Below are 23,599 nucleotides of genomic sequence, written 5' to 3' on the forward strand. Positions count from 1 at the left end.
GTCCATAAGGGGCCGTGGCAGTCACCGGCCGAGTATATGACACAGGTAAAAACTCTCAACTGACTTTACTTCGGCGCTTTTTTGCCGATTTTCGATGAATCCGGCACACTAGCGAGCCCGAGCAGCCGCTCGGTTTTATCCACTCATGCAGAAGCCGTATGACCCGTTCCCCGTTCCGCCGTCTTGTGTTTGGCGCCCTGCGCCGACTGTTGTATCTCTGGGTTCGCTCCGAGACGATCAACCAGTCGTCCTTCACCCTCAACCTCGACCGCAGTCGTCCGGTGTTCTACGTCCTGCAAGATCCTTCACTCACTGACCTGGCGGTGCTCGACACCGAATGCACCAAGGCCGGCCTGCCCCGTCCGGTGCTGCCGGTCTCGGTGGGCAACCTGCTGGAACCGGCGGCGTTTTTCTACCTGACGCCAGCGCCGGACTGGATCGGCCGCCAGGACAAGCGCGGCGCGCCGCCCACCCTGACGCGGCTGGTCAACGCCCTGACCCACAATGCCGCCGAAGACGCCCAGATCATTCCGGTCAGCGTGTTCTGGGGGCAGTCGCCCGACAGCGAATCCAGCCCCTGGAAGCTGTTGTTCGCCGACAGTTGGGCCGTCACCGGGCGCCTGCGTCGCCTGTTGAGCATCATGATCCTGGGGCGCAAGACCCGCGTGCAGTTCTCCGCGCCGATTCACCTGCGCGAGCTGATCGAACACGACAAGGGCCACGAGCGCACCGTACGCATGGCCCAGCGCATCCTGCGGGTGCATTTCCGCAATTTGAAAGCAGCGGTCATCGGCCCCGACATCTCCCACCGACGCAATCTGGTCAAGGGCCTGTTGAACCAGCCGCTGGTCAAGCAGGCGATTGCCGAGGAAGCCGAGCGGGAAAAGATCTCCACCGAAAAAGCCAAGGCCCAGGCCCTGCGCTACGGCAACGAGATCGCCTCGGACTACACCTACACCGCGATCCGTTTCCTGGAAGTGGTGCTGAGCTGGTTCTGGAACAAGATCTACGACGGCATCAAGGTCAACCACATCGAAGGCGTGCAGAACGTCGCCCAAGGCCACGAAGTCATCTACGTGCCGTGCCACCGTAGCCACATCGACTACCTGCTGCTGTCGTACCTGTTGTTTCGCAACGGCCTGACGCCGCCGCACATCGCCGCCGGCATCAACCTCAACATGCCGGTGATCGGCGGCCTGCTGCGCCGTGGCGGGGCATTCTTCATGCGTCGCACCTTCAAGGGCAACCCGCTCTACACCGCCGTGTTCAACGAATACCTGCACACGCTGTTCACCAAAGGCTTTCCGGTGGAGTACTTCGTCGAGGGCGGGCGTTCGCGCACCGGGCGCATGCTGCAACCCAAGACCGGCATGCTCGCCATCACCCTGCGCAGCTTCCTGCGCTCCTCGCGCATGCCCATCGTGTTCGTGCCGGTCTACATCGGTTATGAGCGCGTACTGGAAGGTCGCACCTACCTGGGCGAACTGCGCGGGGCGAGCAAGAAAAAGGAATCGATCTTCGACATCTTCAAGGTCATCGGCGCCCTCAAGCAACGCTTCGGCCAGGTGGCGGTGAACTTCGGCGAACCGATCAAGCTGGCGGAATTCCTCGACAGCGAACAGCCGGATTGGCGCCAACAGGAACTGGGCCCGCAATTCAAACCGGCCTGGCTCAACGCGACCACCCACCGCCTCGGCGAGCGCGTGGCCCGTCACCTGAACGAAGCCGCGGCGATCAACCCGGTCAACCTCGTCGCCCTGGCGCTGCTGTCCACCAGCCGCCTGGCCCTGGACGACCGCGCCATGGCCCGGGTGCTCGACCTGTACCTGGCGTTGCTGCGCAAGGTCCCGTACTCGCCCCACACCACCCTGCCCGAAGGCGATGGCCAGGCGCTGATCGAACATGTGAAAGGCATGGACCTGCTGTCGGAACAGAACGATGCACTGGGCAAGATTCTGTACCTGGATGAGCAGAACGCGGTACTGATGACCTACTACCGCAACAACGTCCTGCACATCTTCGCGCTGCCGGCGTTGCTGGCGAGCTTCTTCCAGAGCAGCTCGCGCATGAGCCGCGAGCAGATCCTGCGCTACACTCATGCGTTGTACCCGTACCTGCAATCGGAGCTGTTCATTCGCTGGTCGCTGGAAGAACTGGACGGCGTGGTCGACCAGTGGCTCGAAGCATTCGTCGAACAAGGCCTGCTGCGTTTCGAAAATGACCTGTACCTGCGTCCGGCGCCGAGTTCGCGGCACTTCGTGCTGCTGACCCTGCTGTCAAAAAGCATCGCCCAGACCTTGCAGCGCTTCTACATGACCGTTTCGCTGCTGCTCAACAGCGGCCAGAACACCGTCAGCGCCGAAGAACTGGAAGACCTCTGCACCGTCATGGCCCAGCGCCTGTCGATCCTGCATGGCCTGAATGCGCCGGAGTTCTTCGACAAGAGCCTGTTCCGCCACTTCATCCAGACGATGCTGGACCTCGATGTGCTGCGCCGCGACGAGGCCGGCAAACTCAGCTACCACGAGCTGCTGGGGGAACTGGCCGAAGGCGCGGCCAAGCGGGTGCTGCCAGCGGAAATTCGCCTGTCGATCCGTCAGGTAGCGCTGCATCGCAGTGAAGATGCGGCGGACATCGCCAGCAGCCCCGACAGTTGACGGTTGCCGATCACTCACCGAGAAGCAGGGAAGGTTCCGGTGAGTGAATGGGCAGTCAACGAGCCTACTCCGACGCTGCGCAGCGGCTAAGGCGACGTCAAACGAAGAAAAGACCTACAGAGAACTTTGGAACGGGTCTCTAGGATGGGCTCACGTCAATGTCGACGTACTGAAAAGGAATTCAGCATGAACATCATCACGTTAACCCTGCAACTGCCTGAAGGCTTCCAACTCCCGCAAGCCGCTCGCACCGAAGTCAGCGTGCGAAATGCCGCCGGCGCACAGATCAGCGCCAGCGGCGGCCAGGGTTCCAACATGGCGCCTAAGGAGCCAGTGGCCCAGCAGCCTTGGCAATATCGCTTTCTCGTCGACCCCAAGACGACGCCCGTAGGGGAGGAACTCTCGGTCAAGGCACAAGCGTACCAAGGCGATACCGCTCTTTTTCTTGAAACCGAACAGGCCTTCACCTGGGAGGGTGGCAATCAACACGTTGACATCGCCCTGAGCCTGGCGCCAGCATCGCTGGCAGAAACTGTTCAAGCGCCCGCGTTCGGTTCCTGAGCCGCGACGTTACGAATGGATGCTTGGACGCAAACCCGCTGAATGCCCATTGACGCCAGTATGCCGCTGGCGTCAATGGGCAAGGTGCTTCCCATGAAAAAACTCGCTCTGCTTGCCTCCATGACCTTACTGGCCGCTTGCCAATCGACAACGCCACCACCCTCCGCATCCCTCGATGGCGAAGTGTTCTACCTGCAACGCATCGCCCTGCCGCCCAACGCGACCTTGAGCGTGAGCCTGCAGGACGTTTCCCTGGCCGACGCCCCTGCGGTGGTACTCGATGAACAGAGCGGCCCGATCAAAGGCCAGGTCCCACTGCCGTTCCACCTCAGTTATGATCAGGCCCAGGTCAAGCCCGGTCATCGTTATGCCGTGAGCGCCCGCATCGAAGTGGACGGCCAGTTGATGTTCATCACCACCGAACAACACGCCGTGCAACTCGACGGCAAGGATCCGCAGCCGTTGAGGATCCGCGTCAACGCCGCACGCTGATTCCTTTTTCCAACTTTCTTCAAGGACGCCATCATGCTTCGCTCAACCCTCCGTTTCACCGGCCTGTGCGCAGGCCTGTTGATCTGCGCCAATGCCATGGCCCTGTCCCTGGGCGACCTGTCGCAAAAAGACGCCACGGGCGGTCTCAAGGACGCCTTGACCCAAGGCGCGCAGGTCGCGGTCAAGCAACTGGGCACACCCGGCGGCTTCAGCAACAACCCGGATGTGAAGATCGAACTGCCAGGCAAGCTCGGCAAAGTCGCCAGCAAGATGAAAGCCTTCGGCATGGGTGACCAGGTCGATCAATTGGAAACCAGCATGAACCAGGCCGCCGAAGCCGCCGTGGTCCAGGCCCAGCCTATCCTGGTCAATGCCGTGAAGAACATGAGCGTAAGCGATGCCAAAGGCATCCTCAGCGGCGGCCAGGACTCCGCCACGCAATACCTGAACAAGAGCAGTCGCGAGCAGATCCGCGCCAAGTTCCTGCCCATCGTCAAGCAAGCCACCGACAAGGTCGGCCTGGCGCAGAAATACAACGCCTTCGCCGGCCAGGCCGCGACCTTCGGCGTGCTGGACGCCAAGAGCGCCAACATTGAAAACTACGTGACCGAGCAGGCGCTGGACGGGTTGTTCGAGATGATCGGCAAGCAGGAAGCCGCTATTCGCCAGAACCCGGCGGCTGCCGCGACCAGCTTGGCGAAGAAGGTGTTCGGTACGCTCTGAGATTGCGCGCAAAACACCTGTGGGAGCGAGCTTGCTCGCGATAGCGGTATCAGCCATTGCATCTCTGTTGACTGTTACACCGCTATCGCGAGCAAGCTCGCTCCCACATTGGATCTGTGCTGATCGCTAGATCGGATTCAGGTTTTCTTGACCCTGAACCACGCCGCATACAGCGCCGGCAGGAACAACAGTGTCAACGCCGTCGCCACGATCAACCCGCCCATGATCGCCACGGCCATCGGGCCGAAGAACAGGCTGCGTGACAGCGGGATCATCGCCAGCACCGCCGCCAGTGCGGTGAGTACAATCGGGCGGAAGCGGCGCACCGTCGCTTCGATGATCGCCTGCCAGGGCGCCAGCCCCGCCTTGATGTCCTGTTCGATCTGGTCCACCAGGATCACTGAGTTACGCATGATCATCCCCGACAGCGCGATGGTGCCGAGCATGGCGACAAAACCAAACGGCTGGCGGAACACCAGCAAGAACAGCGTGACACCGATCAACCCCAGCGGCGCGGTGAGAAACACCATCGCCGAGCGTGAGAAGCTGCGCAGTTGCAGCATCAGCAACGTCAACACCACCACGATGAACAGCGGCACACCGGCATTCACCGACTTCTGGCCGCGGGCCGAATCCTCAACCGTACCGCCCACCTCCAGCAGGTAACCGTCCGGCAGTTGCGCACGAATCGGCTCCAGGGTCGGGAAGATCTGCTGCACCAGGGTCGCCGGTTGCTCCTTGCCGTAGATATCGGCCCGTACGGTCACGCTCGGCAGGCGGTTGCGGTGCCAGATCACGCCCTCTTCGAAGCCGTATTCCAGGGTCGCGATCTGCGACAGGGCAACGCTCTTGCCGTTGTCGGTCGGCACCGCCAGGCTCGGCAACAACGACAGTTCGGTGCGCTCATGCACCGTGCCACGCAGCAGGATTTCGATCAGTTCGTTGTCTTCCCGGTACTGGCTGACGCTGGAGCCCGTGAGGGAGCTGCGCAGGAAACTCGCCAGGTTGGCGGTGCTCACGCCCAGGGCCCGGGCACGGTCCTGGTCGACGTTCAGGTACACCACCTTACTCGGCTCTTCCCAGTCCAGGTGCACATTGGTTACGTAAGGGTTTTCGCGAACTTTCACCGCCACTTTGCGCGCCAGGGCGCGGACCTCTTCAATGTGCTCGCCCGTGACGCGGAACTGCACCGGGTAGCCGACCGGCGGGCCGTTTTCCAGGCGAGTGACCCGCGAGCGCAGGGTTGGGAACTGTTCGTTCAGGGTCGCGATCAACCAACTGCGCAAAGGCTCGCGGTCTTCGATGGTCTTGGCCAGCACCACGAACTGGGCGAAGCTGGACGCCGGCAATTGCTGATCCAGCGGCAAGTAGAAACGCGGAGAGCCGGTGCCGACGTAGGCCACGTAGTTGTCGATGCCCACGTGGTCCTTGAGCAGCGCTTCAAGGCGCTTGACCTGCTCGGCGGTGTTGCTCAGGGAGGCGCCTTCCTGCAGTTTCAGGTCGACCATCAGCTCCAGCCGCCCCGATGCCGGGAAGAACTGCTGCGGCACGAGACGGAACAACACCACCGAGCCGATGAACAACAGCAAGGTCAGGGTAATGACGGTTTTGCGACGACGCACGCACCACTCCACCATCCGCCGGACACGCTGATAAAACGGCGTGCCGTATGGGTCGGTCTGGCCGTCAGCCGTGCCATGTTTGGCCGCGTGAATTTTCGCCAGGTCCGGCAGGAGCTTTTCACCCAGGTACGGCACAAACACCACGGCAGCCACCCAAGATGCCAGCAATGCCAGGGTCACGACCTGGAAAATCGAACGGGTGTATTCGCCGGTGCCCGATTGCGCGGTGGCGATTGGCAGGAAGCCGGCCGCGGTGATCAACGTACCGGTGAGCATCGGGAACGCCGTGCTGGTCCACGCAAAACTGGCGGCCTTGATCCGGTCGAAGCCCTGCTCCATCTTGATCGCCATCATCTCCACCGCGATGATCGCGTCGTCCACCAGCAGTCCCAGCGCCAATACCAGCGCGCCGAGGGAAATCTTGTGCAGGCCGATCCCCAGGTAATACATCGCGGCGAAGGTCATCGCCAACACCAGCGGGATCGCCAGGGCCACCACCATCCCGGTGCGCAGTCCCAGGGAGAAGAAGCTCACCAGCAACACAATCGTCAGCGCTTCCACCAACACCTGGACGAACTCACCGACCCCGGTCTTCACCGCCGCCGGTTGGTCCGACACCTTGCGCAATTGCATGCCGGCCGGAAGCGTGTTCTGGATCCGGGCAAAATCGACCTCGAGGGCCTTGCCCAGCACCAGGATGTCACCGCCCTCCTTCATGGCCACGGCCAGGCCGATGGCATCCTCACCCATGAAACGCATGCGTGGTGCCGGTGGGTCATTGAACCCCCGGCGCACATCCGCCAGATCGCTGATACGGAACGTACGATCGGCGACCCGGATCGGGAAGTTGCGGATCTCTTCCACGGTCTGGAAATTCCCCGAAACCCGTAGCTGCAATCGCTCGCTGCCGGTTTCAAAGAAGCCGGCGGTCGAGACGGCGTTCTGCTCTTCAAGGGCCTGCTGGACCGCCGCCAAGGGCAGGCCGAGGGTCGCCAGCTTCACGTTCGACAACTCGATCCAGATCTTCTCGTCCTGCAAACCGATCAGTTCGACCTTGCCGACGTCCTTGACCCGTTGCAGTTGGATCTGGACGCGGTCGGCGTAGTCCTTGAGCACGGCGTAGTCGAAGCCGTCTCCGGTCAGCGCATAGATGTTGCCGAAGGTGGTGCCGAATTCATCGTTGAAAAATGGCCCTTGGATACCCGGCGGCAAGGTCTGGCGGATGTCACCGATCTTCTTGCGGATCTGATACCACAGCTCGGGGATCTGCACCGAATGCAGGGAATCGCGGGCCACGAAGGTCACCTGGGACTCACCCGGGCGGGAAAACGAGACGATCCTTTCGTAATCGCCGGTTTCCATCAGCTTCTTTTCGATGCGCTCAGTGACCTGTCGCGACACCTCCTGCGCCGTGGCCCCCGGCCAGGCGGTGCGGATGACCATGGCCTTGAAGGTGAACGGCGGGTCTTCGCTCTGGCCGAGCTTGGTGTAGGAAAGCGCGCCAACGATCGCCAGCAACAGCATCAGGAACAGTACGATCTGGCGGTTGCGCAGCGCCCATTCGGAAAGATTGAAACCCATCGGGATTACTCCTTGGCCGTCAGGTTGACCACGCGGTTGGAGCGATCCACCGGCCGCACCTGCTGGCCGTCGAGGAGCACGTGCACGCCGGCCGCCACCACCCAGTCATCGGGGCTGAGGCCTTCAAGCACTGGAACGGTCTTTTCGCCGAAGGCACCGACCCGCACCGGGACTTTCTTCAGCGTGTTGTTGGCGTTGACCACCCAGACGTACGTCGCGCCGTTTTCAGCCGTGAGGGCCGACAAGGGCACCGACAGCGGCACCTTGTCGGCGGTCTGGATAAACACCCGGGCGCTCTGGCCCAGCTCGACCGGAACACTGCCGGCGGTGAAGGCCACGCGGGCGGCGAAGGTGCGAGACTTGGGGTCGGCGGCTGGCGACAGTTCGCGAATGCGTCCGCTGAAACGCTGGTCGGGCTGGCTCCACAGTTCGACCGAAACCGGCTGGCCGATCTTGAACCGCCCAAAACCCTGCTCCGGCAGGCTGATCAGCACTTCACGCTCGCCGTCGGTGGCCAGGGTAAAGACGGTTTGCCCGGCCGACACCACCTGCCCGACTTCCACCGAACGCCGAGCGACCACGCCATCCTGGGGCGCACGCAACACCGAATAGCTGGCCTGGTTGTTGGCGACATCGAACTCGGCCTTGATCTGCTTGAGCCGCGCGGTGCCGGAGCGATAAAGGTTTTCGGCATTGTCGTATTGAGAACGGCTGACCATCTGCCGTTCCATCAAGGTTTTGTAGCGATCACGCTCGGCGCGTACCAGGCTCAGGTTGGCCTCGGCGGCGGCGACCTGGGCACGGGAGGCTTCCAATTGCAGGCGCACATCTTCGGGATCGAGTTCGGCCAGCGGCTGATTGGCCTTGACCCGCTGGCCCTCATCGACCAGTCGACGGCTCACCTTGCCGCCAATGCGAAAGGCCAGTTCGGGCTCGAACCGTGCTCGCACTTCACCGGGATAACTGTCCATCGCCTGGGCTGAAGGTTGTGGTTTGACCACCATGGCGGGGCGTACGGCGACCGGGACCGGCTCGTCATGACCGCACGCAGACAGTAAAAAAGCCAGGGTAACTGGCACGGCGAGGGGCAGGGCATAGCGGAACATGGCGAGTGACCTTTCGCTAATGGTGCTTGGAATAATTATACTGGCGAGTATGTTATTAATAGCAAACTCACCAGTCCAGTATTAAAGCGAACAAATGTCGAACAATCCTCCAATCCCCTCCGGCCCCGGCCGTCCCAAGGACCTGGCCAAGCGCCAGGCCATTCTCGACGCGGCGAAGCGCTTGTTCCTGAGTATGGGTTACGCCAGTACCAGCATGGACGCCGTCGCTACCGAGGCTGGGGTCTCGAAGCTGACGGTCTACAGCCACTTCAACGACAAGGAGACGCTGTTTTCCGCTGCTGTGATCGCCAAGTGCGAAGAACAGGTGCCGCCGCTGTTTTTCGAATGGCCGGACGGCGTTCCGATCGAACACGTGCTGCTGAACATCGCCCGTGGTTTTCACCAGCTCGTCAGCAGCAAGGAATCGTTGAACCTGCATCGGCTGATCATGGCCCTGGGCAGCCAGGACCCGAAGCTGTCGACGATTTTCTACGAAGCAGGCCCACAGCGGATGCTCTCAGGCATGGAACGGCTGCTGATCAAGGTCAATCAGATCGGTGCCCTGAGCATCGATAAACCGCGCAATGCCGCCGAGCATTTCTTCTGCCTGATCAAGGGCGCGGCGAATTTCCGGCTGTTGTCTGGCTGCGGCCCGGCCCTGGAACCGGAAGCCGCCGAGGCTCATGTGCAGGAAGTGGTGGGGTTGTTCATGCGGGCTTATCGGCCGTAGGTCAGCCACAGTTTTTTCTGACTGAGGTGGACCTGTGGGAGCAAAGCTTGCTCGCGATGGCGGCGGCGCGATCTCTCAGAAGACCGCGTAATCGTTCATCGCGAGCAAGCTTTGCTCCCACAGATCATTCTCCTCCCCCAGAACACCTTTTCCCACAGATCAGGCCTTGAGCGCTTTCTTGGGGTAGATGTCGTAGCGGCTGGATTTGCCATCGAGCCCATGGCTCGGCTTCGGCCCTTCGATGCACGGGGCCTTGCGGGGGCGCTTGACCACCACCCGGTGAGTCGCCAGGGCCAGGGCCGCAGCGAGCAGCGCCGGGGCGTCCGGGTCATCGCCCACCAGGGGACGGAACAGGCGCATTTCCTTCTTCACCAGGGCGGTTTTCTCCCGATGGGGAAACATCGGGTCCAGGTAGATCACCTGGGGCGGCTCGCCTTCCCAGTTGCGCATCACCTCGATGGAATTGCCCTTGAGCAACCGCATGCGCGCCACGATCGGCGCCACGTCGAAGTCCTCCGCCGCACGGGCCAGGCCATCCTCCAGCAGGGCCCCAATCAGCGGTTGACGCTCGATCAGGCTCATTTCGCAGCCCAGGCTGGCCAGCACAAACGCATCCTTGCCCAACCCGGCCGTGGCATCCAGTACCCGTGGACGCACACCTTGGGCAATGCCGACCGCCTTGGCGATCATCTGGCCGCTGCCACCGCCATACAAGCGCCGATGGGCCGCACCGCCCTCGACGAAGTCCACGCGCACAGGCCCCGGCGCGTCCGGGCCCAGTTGCTGCAACTGCAAGCCCTGCTCGCCGACCTGCAAGGCAAACTCGCCATCGTCCACTTGCAATGGCAGGCCAAGCCGTTCGGCCCAATGCTCGGCCTGCGGTTGGAAGGCCGGGGCCAGGGCCTCGACATGGATGCGGCAGGCCGCAGGTTGCTCACTCATGGAAGTTGTTCATTCATGGAAACATGCTCAAAAAATTAAGGATCGGCAAAAACGGCCGATAACAACGGTGAACGGCATTTTGCCAGAGCTGAGCGTCGACCGAGAAAAATGTCAGACATTCAATCCACATCGATAGGCGTTATCTCCCCTTACGGCGATTACAGCCTGCGTAACACCCAAGCGCTGAGCGGCGTCAGTCACCTGTGGCAGGATTTTTTTGCCCGGGCCCTGGCCGATCAACTGGGTGATAACGCACCGGCACCTGGCAGCTACCAGCCAGTGCCCCTCGATGAGGCTGTTGAGCCGACCCTTGGCGCCGAATTGCTGGAGCACATCGTCAGCCAGCGCACCTGCGAAGTGACCGAAACACCGGTCAAGCCACCTGAGCCGCTGTTCCTGCCCATCGCCGAATTCGAACTCGATCTGCTGGACAAACCGTTCCCACCTTTCCCAGCGGAAGAAATCGCCGCCCAGCAAAAACAGCAGACCTTCGAAAGCAACTGGGTTCGCCCACTCGTCCTCACCGCCGGCCAACCGCTGCCGGAGCCCGGCCCTGCACCGCAACCGCGCCCACTGCACCTGCCGATCGCCGAGTTCGAACTCGACCTGCTGGACAAACCCTTCCCGCCCTTCCCGGAAGAGGAATTGGTGGCGCAGCAGAAACAACTGGACTTCGACACCCGCTGGGCACGTCCGATCGTGCTGCAGAACCTGCGCATCGCCGCCTGATCCCAATCAGCGACAGATCCACCATGGCCCCACATCCAGATGAAAATGGTTGCGGTGCGCCGCGTTGTAATCCGGGCTCAAGACCACACTGAACATATCGCAGGCGCCGTCGCGGGCCTGACGTAGAAAGCGCGCATCGGCATTGTCCTTGGGCCAGTCCTTGAGCACGCTGACCGTGCGCCCATCGGCCAGGCGAAACCCGGCGATGTCCAGCGCACTGGCAGTGGCGTGCTGGCTACGCGAGCCGTTTTCACGACCGTACATGTTGCGACAAGCGAAACTGCCGAGGTGATCGACCCGCGTCACTTTCTGCCCATAGACCGCCGCTGCCGCCGGCTGCAACGCATGACGCTCGAACAGCGCGAAGGCCACGGCCAGCGGGCAACTGGCGAGGAAACTGCTGCTCAGCGCCACCTCACCACCCTGCACCCTCAGCACATTGGTCAGCGGGCACGTCGAACTGGCGCCGCTGTCCGCCTGGCGGGCGGTGCGCAGCCCCGAGGTGGCGAGGGCCTGGTCGCACAACTGCGGGTCATTGCGCAGGGCCATGAGCTTGAAGCGGGTCAGCAGGTTGGGCGCGAGATTGACGTCCAGGGGCGCCCAGGGATTCCATTGGGGCGGCACTGCCACCCAGCCGCGCCATACCCCCAGCACTGCAACGCCAACGAGCAGCGCCACGACAGCAAGAATTTTCAAAAACCGCACGACGTTGCCTCGGGCCTCAACCCTTGAATAATTGGTTGGCCTGCTTGAACGGCATCGAGCGACGAGTGAAGGTGAACGTGCCCTCCTGCTGGATTTCTTCGGCGGCGCGGAAAAACTCGCCATACGCGGCCAAAGCCAACGCCGATCCGACGCTGATACGCTTGACGCCCAACTCGCTCAACTGCGCGACGGTCAGGTCCAGCGCCCCGGACATCAGCACGTTGACCGGTTTCGGCGCCACGGCCCGCACTACCGCAAGCACTTGCTCGGCGCTGCTCAGCCCCGGGGCGTACAACACGTCGGCCCCCGCGTCTGCGAAAGCCTTCAAGCGGCGAATGGTGTCGTCCAGGTCCGGATTACCGTGCAGGAAGTTCTCCGCCCGGGCCGTCAGCAGGAAGCGATACGGCAAGCTGCGCACCGCGTCGGCGGCGGCCTTGACCCGTGCCACGGCATGGTCGAAGCAATAGATCGGGCTGTCTTCGCGCCCCGTGGCATCTTCGATCGAGCCCCCCACCGCACCGGCCTGCGCCGCACGGAGCAGATTACGCGCGCAATCGTCGGGGGCATCGGCAAAACCGTTCTCCAGATCTACCGCCACGGGCAGGTCGGTGGCCGCCACAATCGCCCGCACATTGGCCAGCGTGTCCTCCAGGCCCAGCGCGCCATCGGGCCGGCCCAGGGAAAAGGCATGGCCGGCGCTGGTGGTCGCCAGGGCTTCAAAACCGAGGCTGGCCAGCATCTTGGCGGAACCTGCATCCCACGGGTTGGGAATGACAAAAGCCCCTTCACGTTCGTGCAACGCCTTGAACACCTGGGCTCGACGAATTTGCGCATCCATGTAGTTCGCTCCTGAGCAGAGAGGTTCGGCCTCAGAGCAAACCCAGTTGCTCGGCGGCGGGCTCTCTATATAGCTCAGGCAGGGCCGACAAGCCAGGCAAACGACTCATCAGGCGCGCGTGGAAGCGTTGCGCGAGTTTGGCCGCCAGCAGGTTGTCGGCGGTGTGCAGGAAGATATAGGGCGTGCGCCCTTCTTCGATCCATCCGGCGATTTTCTCCACCCACGGCGTCAGGAACGGTTCATTGGCTTCCAACAGCGGATGGCCGATGAAGCGCACTTGCGGACATTGGGTGAACGCCGCAGGCCGGGGCGGCACCCGGGGCTTTTTCGATTGCGCGTGAAGCACCGCAGGATCAGGCGAGGTACAACTGAACAAGGCCCGGGAATCGAGACAGATGCGTTCGACACCACGATCGAGCAACAGGCGATTGAGGCGTCGCTCAGCGTCGCCCTTGGCAAAGAATTCATCGTGACGCACCTCCACGGCCAAGGGGCGCTGCAAGGCGTCGATGAACCCCGCCAGTTCCGGCAACCGATTCGGGGTAAAGGCCTTGGACAGTTGCAGCCAGTACGGCGAGACACGCTCACCCAAGGGGCTGAGCAATTGCAGGAAGGTTTCAGTGGCCGTCAGGCGCTCGCGCAAGTCGCCATTGTGGCTGATGTCACCGGGAAACTTGGCGGTGAAGCGAAAGTGCGCGGGCAGGATTTCGGCCCAGCGCTGGACCGTGGTCGCAGACGGGCTGGCGTAGAAGGTCGTATTGCCTTCCACGGCATTGAACACTTGGGAATAGAGATTCAGAAAGTCGGTACTTTTCGCGTCCTGGGGATAGAGATAATCACGCCAGGCGTTTTCGCTCCAGGACGGACAGCCCAGGTAGTAAGGCAAGACCATCAGATGTAGAGATCGAGTCCCAGCACTTCCATATCCCAATCGACGAAACCGGCGGTGCTCAGGTAGCTCGCCAGGGCCGTGGCGACACTGCGGCTCATCGCGCGGTGATAAATCATGTCTTGCTGACGGGCGGGAAGATTGCTCAGGCGTTGCGCGGAAGCTTTGGCGGCACGGGCGGCCAGCTGCTCCTCGGACGGAAACTCCAGTTCGCCGTCGATGTCATCGAAGTTTTCCGGCTCAGTGACTTTACCCGCACGAGGCCGACGCTTGATGGGGTAGGACTGGGATGAAACGCCGTCTATACGCATAACAGAATGCTCGGTATCAATGATGGCAATTTAGCGGCACTTTCGCAGCCGCGCAAATGCGCAAGTGATAACTAGAACACATAAAGTCGAAAAGGTTTAAAAACGGGCTGAAAAAGTGACGACTGGCAATGCCAGGTGTGACTTTTTGGAAAGGAAATGACTTTTTGGCGGGGAATGATTTATGTGCTGGGTTGGCCGGTTAAAGGGCTTTGTGTGGGTAACGCCTTTGTGGGAGCAAGGCTTGCCCGCGAAGAAGATGACGCGGGCCTCCCGGGGACCTAGTCGCCGGCATCGCGAGCAAGCTTTTGCTCCCACAAATCCCCTCGTCACAGGTGTGCTCACTTGAGAACAGGGTGAGATTTTTACCGCTCGGCCTTGGGCGTTGCGACCTTGTCTCGCAAGTAAACCGGTTGCGCATCGTCAGCCGGGATGGCTTCACCGCGTTCCCAGGCGAAGCGCGCCAGGGCCAGCAGGTCTTCGGCGTGAGGCAGCAAGGTGGCGTCCTGGCCGCCAAGGTTGACGGCGATGCGCTCGCCGTAGCCCCAACCGGTACCGGCACCGAACCAGTCACCCTCGGCCCCGCTTGGCAACGTCGCCGCTTCAGGCGGCAATACCGCTTCACCACCGACTAGGCGCATTTCGCCGTCGGTTTCGCGATAGCAGCCCCAGTACACCTCGTCCATGCGCGCATCGATGGCCGCCGCGACTTGGCGGGCGCCTTGTTCGCGCAAGGCGCGCTGGGCCAGCACCGCCAGGTTCGACACCGGCAACACCGGTCGCTCCAGGGCAAACGCCAACCCCTGCACCACGCCGATGGCGATGCGCACGCCGGTAAAAGCGCCCGGCCCGCGACCGAAGGCAATCGCGTCCACGGCCTGCAGGGTCGTTCCGGCATCGCTCAGCAGCTTCTGGATCATCGGTAACAGTTTCTGCGCGTGCAAGCGCGGGATCACCTCGTAATGGCTCGTGACCTTGCCGTCATGCAGCAAGGCAACGGAGCAAGCTTCAGTCGCGGTGTCCAGGGCCAGCAAGGTGCTCATCGATGTGTCCGTAAATCAGGTGGAAAAAAGTGCGCCAGTATAAACAACTACGGCCCGCAAGCGGGCCGTAGTTGATGCAACTGATCAGACTTTTCAGCTCAGCGCTTCGAGCACCTTGCCGGTAATCGCATCGACCGAGCCAACGCCCGGGATGTGACTGTACTTCGGCTTGCCATGGGCAGCCGACAGGTTCTGATAGAACGCCACCAACGGCTTGGTCTGGGAATGGTAGACCGACAGGCGATGACGCACGGTTTCTTCGGTGTCGTCCTTGCGCTGCACCAGTTCTTCACCGGTGACGTCGTCCTTGCCCGCGAGCTTCGGCGGGTTGTAGACGGTGTGGTAGACACGGCCGGACGGCTCGTGGACGCGACGACCCGCAATGCGCTGGACAATCTCTTCGTCGTCGACCGCGATTTCGACCACGTGATCGAGCTCCACACCGGCCGTCACCAAGGCTTCGGCCTGGGGAATGGTGCGCGGGAACCCGTCGAACAGGAAGCCGTTGGCGCAATCGGCTTGAGCGATACGATCCTTGACCAGGGCGATGATCAGGTCATCCGATACCAGGCCGCCGGCATCCATGATGCTCTTGGCCTTGACGCCCAGCTCGGTGCCCGCCTTGACCGCGGCACGCAGCATGTCGCCCGTGGAAATTTGCGGGATACCGAATTTTTCGGTGATGAACTTTGCCTGAGTACCTTTACCGGCCCCGGGAGCTCCCAGCAGAATGACGCGCATCGATGTGCTCCTCAATTTTTTTATGTAAAACGCTCGGATTCGCCTCGTGGGGCCAATCTTCGAAAAACAGGATCGTGACCGCCCAAACGGCCAAAGGCTGATCAAGATACACAGCAGGCCCGACCCACACAAGCCGCCGAAAGTCGGAGGAACCCGCGCCCGATACGACCTTCGGAGGGGGTGGCGAGCGTCGCAACCGGGCAACAAACTGTCGCCTGGCCAACCTGTTTCCTCCCCCGGCGGACAACGCCCGGGAACGCCGGGCGAGCCGTTTCGGTGCGCTGCCTAACCTTAGCCGGTATTGCGCAAACCGGCGGCAATCCCCGCCACAGACACCAGCAACGCTTGTTCCACGGGGCTGCCCTGGGCTGCATCCTGCTGCCGCGAGCGCGCCAACAGTTCGGCCTGCAACAGATGCAGCGGGTCGAGGTACGTGTTGCGCAGGCGAATGAATTCCAACGTGGCAGGGCTATGTGCCAGTAGCTGCGACTGACCGGTCAACCCCAGGACCACCGAGCAGGCCTGCGACAATAGGTCGCGTAAATGCGCACCCAAAGGCAGCAGCCCAGGTTCCACCAAGCGCTCGTCATAGGAGCGGGCAATATCGGCGTCGGCCTTGGCCAGTACCATCTCCAGCATGTCGATGCGGGTCCGGAAGAACGGCCATTGCTCGCGCATCTGCCCCAACAACTCACCTTCGCCGCGCTCCAGGGCCTTGCTCAGTGCGGTTTCCCAGCCGAGCCAGGCTGGCAGCATCAGGCGGGTCTGGGTCCAGCCGAAGATCCACGGGATCGCCCGCAGGCTTTCGATGCCACCGGCCCGACGCTTGGCCGGACGGCTGCCCAGGGGCAGGCGCCCCAGTTCCTGCTCGGGGGTGGACTGGCGGAAGTACTCGACAAACTGCGGATTTTCCCGCACCACGGCCCGGTAGGCACGGACGCCATCGGCCGCCAGTTCGTCCATCAGGTCCCGCCACTGCGGCGTGGGCGGCGGCGGTGGCAGCAGCGTCGCTTCAAGCACCGCCGCGAGATAAAGATTGAGGTTCTGTTCGGCGATGTCCGGCAGGCCGAATTTGAAACGAATCATTTCGCCTTGCTCAGTGGTGCGGAAACGCCCGGCCACCGAACCCGGTGGCTGGGACAGGATCGCCGCGTGCGCCGGACCACCACCACGGCCCACGGTGCCGCCGCGACCGTGGAACAACAGCAGCTCGACTTGCTGTTCGCGACAGATGTCCACCAGCCGTTCCTGGGCCCGATACTGCGCCCAGGCCGCCGCTGTGGTCCCGGCGTCCTTGGCTGAATCGGAATAGCCGATCATCACTTCCTGAGGGCCTTGCAGCCGCGAGCGATATCCGGGCAGCAGCAACAGCCGCTCGATCACCGGCCCGGCGTTGTCCAGGTCGGCCAGGGTCTCGAACAGCGGCACCACGCGCATTGGCCGCAATACGCCGGCGTCCTTCAACAACAGCTGCACCGCGAGCACATCGGAAGCCGCACCGGCCATGGAGATCACGTAGGAACCCAGGGACGCCGCTGGCGCCGCAGCCACTTCCCGGCACGTCGCCAACACCTCCGCCGTATCGGCCGATGGCTTGAAATGGGCCGGCAGCAGCGGACGCCGGTTGCTCAGTTCCGCCAGCAAGAAGCTGATGCGCTGCTCCTCGTTCCAATCCTCATAGCGGCCAAGGCCCAGGTAGTCGGTGATTTCCGTCATGGCAGCGGTATGGCGCGTCGAGTCCTGGCGCACATCGAGGCGCACCAGGAACAGGCCGAAGGTCACCGCCCGGCGCAGGCAATCGAGCAGCGGCCCGTCGGCAATCACACCCATGCCGCATTCGTGCAACGAGTGGTAGCACAGCTCCAGAGGGTCCAGCAGCTCGCGGTTGTGCTGTAACACGTCGGCGCTTGGCGGCGTGGCGGCACTCAAGGAGGCGTGGGCCCAGTTGCGAGTGGCGCGCAGGCGTTCACGCAATTGCTTGAGCACCGCGCGATAAGGTTCGGCGCTGTCACCGGCCTGGGCACGCAAGGCCTCGCTGGCGTGTTGCATCGACAGCTCGGCTGCCAGTTGATCGACGTCACGCAGGTACAGGTCCGCCGCCATCCAGCGCGCCAGCAACAGCACCTCGCGGGTCACGGCGGCGGTGACATTCGGGTTGCCGTCGCGGTCGCCGCCCATCCACGAGGCAAAACGGATCGGCGCGGCCTCCAGCGGCAGGTGCAGCCCGGTGGCGGCATGCAGGGCCTGGTCGGCCTTGCGCAGGTAATTGGGAATGGCCTGCCACAACGAATGCTCGATCACCGCGAAACCCCACTTGGCCTCGTCCACCGGGGTCGGCCGGGTGCGGCGGATTTCTTCGGTGTGCCACGCTTCGGCGATCAACCGTTGCAGACGCTCGTGAATCTGTGCGCGTTCGGCGCCGGTCAGGTCGCGGTGATCCTGGGCCGCCAGTTGCGCGGCGATGGCGTCGTATTTCTGGATCAGCGTACGGCGAGCCACTTCCGTGGGGTGGGCCGTGAGGACCAGTTCGATCTCCAACCGTCCCAATTGCCGGGCCAGGGCCTCGGCGCCATGGCCTTCGGCCCGCAACCGGGCGAGCAGCTCGGGCAACACCCGCGCCTCGAAGGGTTGCGGCTGCGATTCTTCGCGGCGGTGGATAAGTTGGTATTGCTCGGCGATGTTGGCCAGGTTGAGAAACTGGTTGAACGCCCGCGCCACCGGCAGCAGTTCGTCCTCGCTCAACTGATCAAGGCTGGCGCTGAGCTCGGCGTCCACGGAACCGCGGCGGTCAGCCTTGGCGCCCTTGCGGATCTGCTCGATCTTGTCGAGAAACGTGTCCCCGTATTGTTCGCGGATGGTGTTGCCCAATAGCTCACCGAGCAGGTGAACGTCTTCGCGCAAGCGTGCATCGATATCGGTCATCAGCATTTCTCCAGCAAAAAAGTCCGGACAGCTCTTGGATGAGAGAGTGCCGATGCCCACCGTTTCTGACAAGCGACGAAGGGACTTTAAACCTTGCACAACAAAGCTAGTCTCATGGTAAGCCACACAACGGCTTGTCACTCACCGCGCCTGCCACGAGCAGGCTGATTGAGGTCATCATGAAAATCCGTGAACTTGCCCAGCATTGGGAAGAAAACGCCAAGGGCCGCCTGACCCAGACCGGCTACACGATTCATCTGGACGTGGAAGCCGCCGCACGGCTGGCGGCGATCTGCGACATGTACCCCAAGCGCCAACCCGAGGAGCTGCTCGGCGAGCTGATCGGGGCAGCACTGGAAGAGCTGGAAGCAAGCTTCCCCTACATCAAGGGCTCGCAAGTGGTCGCCACCGATGAAGAAGGCGACCCGCTGTACGAAGACGTGGGTCCAACCCCGCGATTCCTCGCTTTGTCCCGCCGGCATCTGCACGAACTTTCCTCGCAGAACGACAAACCCAAACACTGACTCCCGTAGGAGCTGACGAGCGAAGCGAGGCTGCGATCTTTCCCTGACACTTGAGTCCCAAGCGAAAGATCAAAAGATCGCAGCCTTCGGCAGCTCCTACACACGCGCCGGCCCAAAAATCGCCCCCTCCTCTACACCGGGAATACCGCTGCGGGCGTGGAAAGTTCAGCTTTTCTGTCGTTGACCGATCAGTCAGTAATTCTTTTGGCGAATGGCCATCTGCGCTGAACTTTTGAAAAACGCCTCGGGTCACACCGAGTAACCATACTGGAACGGTTGTTTAAATAAACACGCCTTGGCGCCAGCGCCAAACCAGACGTAACCGCTTCGGTCCCAGCATGGATTTGTAGTTTTTTCAGGAGTTTTCCAATGGAGTTGAAGCCTATGAATACCTGCACTGCCAAACCCTCATCCACTGGCCTTCGCGGTCTTAAGTTGGCTGCCCTGGCTATCGGTAGCAGCTTCATCCTGGCCGGTTGTGCCGGCAATCCACCTTCGGAGCAGTACGCGGTGACCCAATCGGCGGTCAACAGCGCCGTCAGCGCTGGCGGTACCGAATTCGCCGCCGTGGAAATGAAATCGGCCCAGGACAAGCTCAAGCAGGCCGAGATCGCCATGCACGACAAGAAATACGACGAAGCCAAGCGTCTGGCCGAACAGGCCGAGTGGGACGCCCGCGTCGCCGAGCGCAAGGCTCAGGCCGCCAAGGCCGAACAAGCACTCAAGGATTCTCAGAAAGGGGTTCAAGAACTGCGTCAGGAAGGCATGAACAAGGTTCAGTGAGCCGTTCACGCCACGACGTACTTCTCATTGATAAAAGGACGACAGACTATGATGCACAAACACTTGATGATGCCCGCCCTGCTCGCTGCCTGCGTAGCCCTGGCCGCTTGCTCCCACGACCCGAACGCGAACCTGGAACAAGCTCGTACCAACTACAACGGCCTGCAGGCCGACCCGGCGGCGACCAAAGTGGCAGCCCTGGAAACCAAGGACGCCGCCGACTTCCTGGCCAAGGCTGATAAGGCCTACATGGACAAGGAAGACGAAGCCAAGGTCGACCAGTTGGCCTACCTGACCAACCAGCGCGTCGAAGTGGCCAAGCAGACCATCGCCCTGCGCAACGCCGAAGCCGAGCTGAAAAACGCCGGTGACGAACGTGCCCGTGCCTTGCTCGATGCGCGTAACGCGCAGATCAAGCAACTGCAGGACAGCCTCAACGCCAAGCAGACCGAACGCGGTACGCTGGTGACTTTCGGCGACGTGCTGTTCGCCACCAACAAGTCCGACCTGCGCGCCAGCGGCATGACGAATGTGAGCAAACTGGCGCAGTTCCTCCAGGAAAACCCGGACCGCAAGGTGATCATCGAAGGCTATACCGACAGCACCGGTTCGGATTCCTACAACCAGTCGCTCTCCGAGCGCCGCGCCAGCTCCGTGCAACTGGCGCTGGTGAAAATGGGCGTGGATCCGGCTCGCATCGTGACCCAGGGTTATGGCAAGGAATTCCCGGTGGCCGACAACACCAGCGTCTCGGGCCGTGCCATGAACCGTCGCGTGGAAGTGACCATCTCCAACGACAACCAGCCAGTGGCCCCACGTTCGAGCATGAGCGCCAACTGATCGGCTGAGTGCAACACAAAAGCCCCGCCTGACTTCAATCAGGCGGGGCTTTTTTATGACCAAAATATGTTTGGCTGTACACATTCCCTGTGGGAGCGAGCTTGCTCGCGATGGCGGCAGGTCAGTCTACATAGGTGTTGACTGATCCACCGCCATCGCGAGCAAGCTCGCTCCCACAGGGGAATGGTGGTGTCCTTGGGATTGGATTACGGCTGCAACTTCTGCGGCGTTTCCTGCCCCATGCAGCGCACGGCGCGTTTCTTCTCGTTGATCAGCACGCCAGTCAGGCCTTTCTGCTCGGTGTCGAACAACACCAGTACACCATCGATGCATTGGGCGACCTGAGGGGCCGGCTCCAGGGAAACCTTGTAGTCCTCGCCCGGTACGGTCTTGAGCATCGTGAATTGGTTGAGCAGCAGCGCGTCCTCGGGCTTGGCGAAGTGCAGGTAGCCGTAGTACCACAACGTCGCGACGGTGCCGAGGATGCTGCAGATACCGGTGATGATCAGGGGGATGGCGTTACGTTCTTCGCTCATTGCGGACTCTCTGGTGATTCAACGGGTGATTTCGGGTAGTTCGGGACCTCGCCCAGGCGACGCAGGCCGTCAAAATGCTGGGGGTCGTCGAGGTAGCGCAGCATCACGGTGCGCCAGGTGGGGTCGGCGAATGTCTGCACATGACCGCCGCGTGTCAACTGCAAGACCCGCGGCGGCGGCGCAGCTTGATACAGGCGGATGCCGTTGGAAAGGGGCACGATGGGGTCGTCCAGGCTGTGGTAGATCAACTTCGGCACGCCATTCAATTGCGCCACGGAACTGATCGCGCTGTCACCGTCCGGCACCAGCCAGGACAACGGCACCTGGAACGGCCAGGTCAGCCAGGACGTGCTCAGGGCAAATCGGCCGACGTCGCGGTAGCTGGCGGGCACGCCATCGAGCACCAGGGCCTTGAGCTGCCGTTGGCGCTGCGGGTGCTCGACCAGGTAATGCACCGCCAGCGCGCCGCCCAGGCTTTGGCCGAGCAGCACCAGCGGCTTGCCCTGCACCTCGGGCGCCTGGTCGAGCCATTGGAACGCGGCGTCGATGTCCTGGTAAATCGCCGGCAGGCTCGGCTCGCCTTCGGACAAGCCGTACCCCCGGTAGTCGACCATCAACACCTGGTAGCCCTGCTCCGGCAACCACCAGCTCCCGCCCAGGTGCCAGGCCAGGTTGCCGCCGTTGCCGTGCAAATGCAGGACCGTGCCCTTGACCTCCACACCCGGTTTGACGGGCAGCCACCAGCCGTGGAGCTTGAGACCGTCGGCGGTGGTCAAGGTAACGTCGCGGTATTCGAGCCTGGCCCGCTCCGGGGTGAACGGCAAGCCGTGCTCGGGGTAGAACAGCAGGGAGCTGCAACCGCTCAGGGCCAGCAACAGGCAAATGATGCCGAGGGTTCGCATCCGGTGAACCTCGATGGAAGGTTGTAATACATTCAGTGTGGGAGCGAGCTTGCTCGCGATAGCGGCGGGTCAGTCACAGCCGTACTGACTGTACTGACGCTATCGCGAGCAAGCTCGCTCCCACAGGGATTGGTGGTGCGATTAAAGGATATTGGAATAATCCGCTTCGATCCGGTCCAGGCTCAGGTGGTTCAGGAAGTTGGAGAAACACATCCAGGCCGACAGGGCGTTCATGTCGCGGAACTGCTCGGGCAAGTACTTGGGCGGTACGACCAGGCCTTCGTCCACCAGTTGCCGCAACGTACGCATGTCCTCCAGAGTGGTCTTGCCGCAGAACAGCAGCGGCACCTGTTCCAGCTTGCCCTTGCGCACGGCCAACTGAATGTAGTTGTAAACCATGATGAAGCCTTTGAGGTAGGACAAGTCTTTGGTAAATGGCAGACCCGTCGGCACCGATCCTCGGAAAACCCGACTGGCGTTGCCGTAGCTTTCAGCCATTTCAAAACCCTGCTCGCGGAAAAACTCGAAGACCTGCAGGAAATCGGCGCCCTCCTCCACCATATGAATGGCCCGGGTGCGGTTGGTCAGTTTGCGCAGGCGGCTCGGATAGGAGGCGAAGGTGATGATTTCCATCAGGATCGCCAGGCCTTCCTGAGTCACCGTGGACGAGGGCGGGCCCTTGGACAGGAAAGTGCAGATCGGCTGGTTGAGGCCGTTGAGGGTGGTGCCGACGTGCACCAACCCTTCGTGGACTTCCAGCGCCCGCACGTCGCGCTCGTTGAACATCGCATCGGTGCGGATCTTGATGTAGTCCGCACCCGCCGCTGCGTCAGCCACGATGCCATCGGACTCGAACACCCGGATGGTTTCCTCGGCTTCGCCAAACACCCGGTTGAGGCGGTGTTGCAGCAGGCTGACGGCTTCCTTGGCGCTGAGGACTTTCGGCTCGTCCTTGAGGTCGCCACGGCCATCAATGTTGTTCAGGTAATCGGAGAGCATCAGGCCCAGGTCGGCCAGGGTCGGGTCGCCGGCGTGGAAGGCATCGGAGGCGGCGCCATAGAGCTCCTGGGAGATCAGCCCGAAATCCTCGGTGCCACGCGCCTCGAGCATGCGCACCACCATGCGGTATTCCTTGCACATGCGCCGCATGATCTGGCCAACCGGGTTGAACTGCCCAAGCTGGCGGGTGATGTCACGCTCGATGTTCTGGAACTCCAGCTTCACCTTGCTCGAATCGAAGGACAGTGGCCGGTTGAGGTAATAGTCGCGATCCACCGCGGGCATTTCCTTGCCCTTGGCCTTGAGAAAGCCCTTGCGGATGTTCTCGTCCCACTTCACCGCGTCGAGGATGCGAATCGGCGTTTGCGCCAGCACAATGCGATCGGACAAGGTGCGTATCGTCTGCTGGTAATCGTCCACCCGTAA

22 protein-coding genes are annotated in these 23,599 nt (G+C 62.1%); 9 read left to right on the forward strand and 13 right to left on the reverse strand.

Annotation, left to right across the window (positions count from 1 at the left end; translation table 11 throughout):
- Positions 1 to 158: 158 nt before the first annotated feature.
- From plsB to KI237_RS24380, 4 genes are all read left to right on the forward strand, one after another.
- A complete protein-coding gene (gene plsB / locus KI237_RS24365) occupies positions 159 to 2,657 on the forward strand; it encodes a glycerol-3-phosphate 1-O-acyltransferase PlsB (RefSeq protein ID WP_212797394.1) in 2,499 nt (832 codons plus the stop codon).
- A gap of 186 nt (positions 2,658 to 2,843) precedes the next feature.
- Complete coding sequence (locus KI237_RS24370) at positions 2,844 to 3,218, forward strand: hypothetical protein (RefSeq protein WP_212797395.1); 375 nt, start codon at positions 2,844 to 2,846, stop codon at positions 3,216 to 3,218.
- Positions 3,219 to 3,311: 93 nt separating this feature from the next.
- On the forward strand, positions 3,312 to 3,710 hold the full coding sequence (locus KI237_RS24375; protein WP_212797396.1) for a YbaY family lipoprotein: 399 nt from the start codon (positions 3,312 to 3,314) through the stop codon (positions 3,708 to 3,710).
- Between the two features lie 33 nt (positions 3,711 to 3,743).
- Positions 3,744 to 4,433 (forward strand): DUF4197 domain-containing protein, encoded by a 690-nt coding sequence (locus KI237_RS24380; RefSeq protein ID WP_212797397.1) that lies wholly within the window; start codon positions 3,744 to 3,746, stop codon positions 4,431 to 4,433.
- Positions 4,434 to 4,570: 137 nt separating this feature from the next.
- On the opposite strand, the gene KI237_RS24385 is transcribed toward KI237_RS24380, so the two are convergent.
- Together KI237_RS24385 and KI237_RS24390 are read right to left on the reverse strand one after the other, a co-directional pair.
- Positions 4,571 to 7,636, reverse strand: a complete 3,066-nt coding sequence (locus KI237_RS24385; protein ID WP_212797398.1) for an efflux RND transporter permease subunit — start codon at positions 7,634 to 7,636, stop codon at positions 4,571 to 4,573.
- Between the two features lie 5 nt (positions 7,637 to 7,641).
- On the reverse strand, positions 7,642 to 8,742 hold the full coding sequence (locus KI237_RS24390; protein WP_212797399.1) for an efflux RND transporter periplasmic adaptor subunit: 1,101 nt from the start codon (positions 8,740 to 8,742) through the stop codon (positions 7,642 to 7,644).
- 94 nt (positions 8,743 to 8,836) lie between these two features.
- Between KI237_RS24390 and KI237_RS24395 the strand changes: the two genes are divergently transcribed.
- Positions 8,837 to 9,472, forward strand: a complete 636-nt coding sequence (locus KI237_RS24395; RefSeq protein ID WP_212797400.1) for a TetR/AcrR family transcriptional regulator — start codon at positions 8,837 to 8,839, stop codon at positions 9,470 to 9,472.
- Positions 9,473 to 9,631: 159 nt separating this feature from the next.
- Here the strand turns inward: KI237_RS24395 and KI237_RS24400 are convergent, their stop codons facing one another.
- Positions 9,632 to 10,414: a class I SAM-dependent methyltransferase gene (locus KI237_RS24400; RefSeq protein ID WP_212797401.1), complete on the reverse strand. Its 783-nt coding sequence runs from the start codon at positions 10,412 to 10,414 to the stop codon at positions 9,632 to 9,634.
- Between the two features lie 108 nt (positions 10,415 to 10,522).
- Here KI237_RS24400 and KI237_RS24405 point away from each other — a divergent pair, with 108 nt between their 5' ends.
- Positions 10,523 to 11,143 carry an energy transducer TonB gene (locus KI237_RS24405; protein WP_212797402.1) on the forward strand — a complete coding sequence of 207 codons (621 nt, stop codon included), beginning with the start codon at positions 10,523 to 10,525 and terminating at the stop codon, positions 11,141 to 11,143.
- Positions 11,144 to 11,149: 6 nt separating this feature from the next.
- Here KI237_RS24405 and KI237_RS24410 read toward each other — a convergent pair whose 3' ends face one another.
- The 7 genes from KI237_RS24410 to ppc form a co-directional block, all read right to left on the reverse strand.
- The gene (locus tag KI237_RS24410) at positions 11,150 to 11,848 is read right to left on the reverse strand and encodes an extensin-like domain-containing protein (protein ID WP_212797403.1); all 699 of its coding nucleotides are present in this window, start codon (positions 11,846 to 11,848) and stop codon (positions 11,150 to 11,152) included.
- 16 nt (positions 11,849 to 11,864) lie between these two features.
- Entirely contained in the window at positions 11,865 to 12,686 is an 822-nt protein-coding gene (locus tag KI237_RS24415) for an isocitrate lyase/PEP mutase family protein (RefSeq protein WP_212797404.1), read from the reverse strand.
- A 31-nt stretch (positions 12,687 to 12,717) separates the two neighbouring features.
- Positions 12,718 to 13,578, reverse strand: coding sequence for a DUF72 domain-containing protein (locus KI237_RS24420; protein WP_212797405.1), 861 nt, complete (start codon positions 13,576 to 13,578; stop codon positions 12,718 to 12,720).
- Entirely contained in the window at positions 13,578 to 13,886 is a 309-nt protein-coding gene (locus tag KI237_RS24425; RefSeq protein ID WP_212797406.1) for a hypothetical protein, read from the reverse strand. Before KI237_RS24425 ends, KI237_RS24420 begins: the two co-directional genes overlap by 1 nt.
- Before the next feature lie 362 nt (positions 13,887 to 14,248).
- Positions 14,249 to 14,926 carry a tRNA (adenosine(37)-N6)-threonylcarbamoyltransferase complex dimerization subunit type 1 TsaB gene (tsaB, locus tag KI237_RS24430; protein WP_212797407.1) on the reverse strand — a complete coding sequence of 226 codons (678 nt, stop codon included), beginning with the start codon at positions 14,924 to 14,926 and terminating at the stop codon, positions 14,249 to 14,251.
- Between the two features lie 93 nt (positions 14,927 to 15,019).
- Complete coding sequence (gene adk, locus KI237_RS24435; RefSeq protein ID WP_212797408.1) at positions 15,020 to 15,667, reverse strand: adenylate kinase; 648 nt, start codon at positions 15,665 to 15,667, stop codon at positions 15,020 to 15,022.
- Between the two features lie 291 nt (positions 15,668 to 15,958).
- Positions 15,959 to 18,589, reverse strand: coding sequence for a phosphoenolpyruvate carboxylase (gene ppc / locus KI237_RS24440; protein ID WP_212797409.1), 2,631 nt, complete (start codon positions 18,587 to 18,589; stop codon positions 15,959 to 15,961).
- A gap of 179 nt (positions 18,590 to 18,768) precedes the next feature.
- Here ppc and KI237_RS24445 point away from each other — a divergent pair, with 179 nt between their 5' ends.
- From KI237_RS24445 to lptF, 3 genes are all read left to right on the forward strand, one after another.
- Positions 18,769 to 19,113 carry a pilin assembly protein gene (locus KI237_RS24445; RefSeq protein WP_212797410.1) on the forward strand — a complete coding sequence of 115 codons (345 nt, stop codon included), beginning with the start codon at positions 18,769 to 18,771 and terminating at the stop codon, positions 19,111 to 19,113.
- Positions 19,114 to 19,482: 369 nt separating this feature from the next.
- On the forward strand, positions 19,483 to 19,896 hold the full coding sequence (locus tag KI237_RS24450) for a DUF4398 domain-containing protein (RefSeq protein ID WP_003198164.1): 414 nt from the start codon (positions 19,483 to 19,485) through the stop codon (positions 19,894 to 19,896).
- 51 nt (positions 19,897 to 19,947) lie between these two features.
- Complete coding sequence (lptF, locus tag KI237_RS24455) at positions 19,948 to 20,736, forward strand: lipotoxin F family OmpA-related lipoprotein LptF (protein WP_212800689.1); 789 nt, start codon at positions 19,948 to 19,950, stop codon at positions 20,734 to 20,736.
- Between the two features lie 206 nt (positions 20,737 to 20,942).
- On the opposite strand, the gene KI237_RS24460 is transcribed toward lptF, so the two are convergent.
- The 3 genes from KI237_RS24460 to KI237_RS24470 form a co-directional block, all read right to left on the reverse strand.
- Complete coding sequence (locus KI237_RS24460) at positions 20,943 to 21,272, reverse strand: PA3694 family proteiin (RefSeq protein WP_003198160.1); 330 nt, start codon at positions 21,270 to 21,272, stop codon at positions 20,943 to 20,945.
- A complete protein-coding gene (locus tag KI237_RS24465) occupies positions 21,269 to 22,174 on the reverse strand; it encodes an alpha/beta hydrolase (RefSeq protein ID WP_003198158.1) in 906 nt (301 codons plus the stop codon). The genes KI237_RS24460 and KI237_RS24465 overlap by 4 nt, the downstream gene beginning before the upstream one ends.
- A 141-nt stretch (positions 22,175 to 22,315) precedes the next feature.
- On the reverse strand, positions 22,316 to 23,593 hold the full coding sequence (locus tag KI237_RS24470) for a flavohemoglobin expression-modulating QEGLA motif protein (RefSeq protein WP_003185001.1): 1,278 nt from the start codon (positions 23,591 to 23,593) through the stop codon (positions 22,316 to 22,318).
- Positions 23,594 to 23,599: the final 6 nt, after the last annotated feature.

The organism is Pseudomonas sp. St316, assembly GCF_018325905.1.
Lineage (GTDB): Bacteria > Pseudomonadota > Gammaproteobacteria > Pseudomonadales > Pseudomonadaceae > Aquipseudomonas.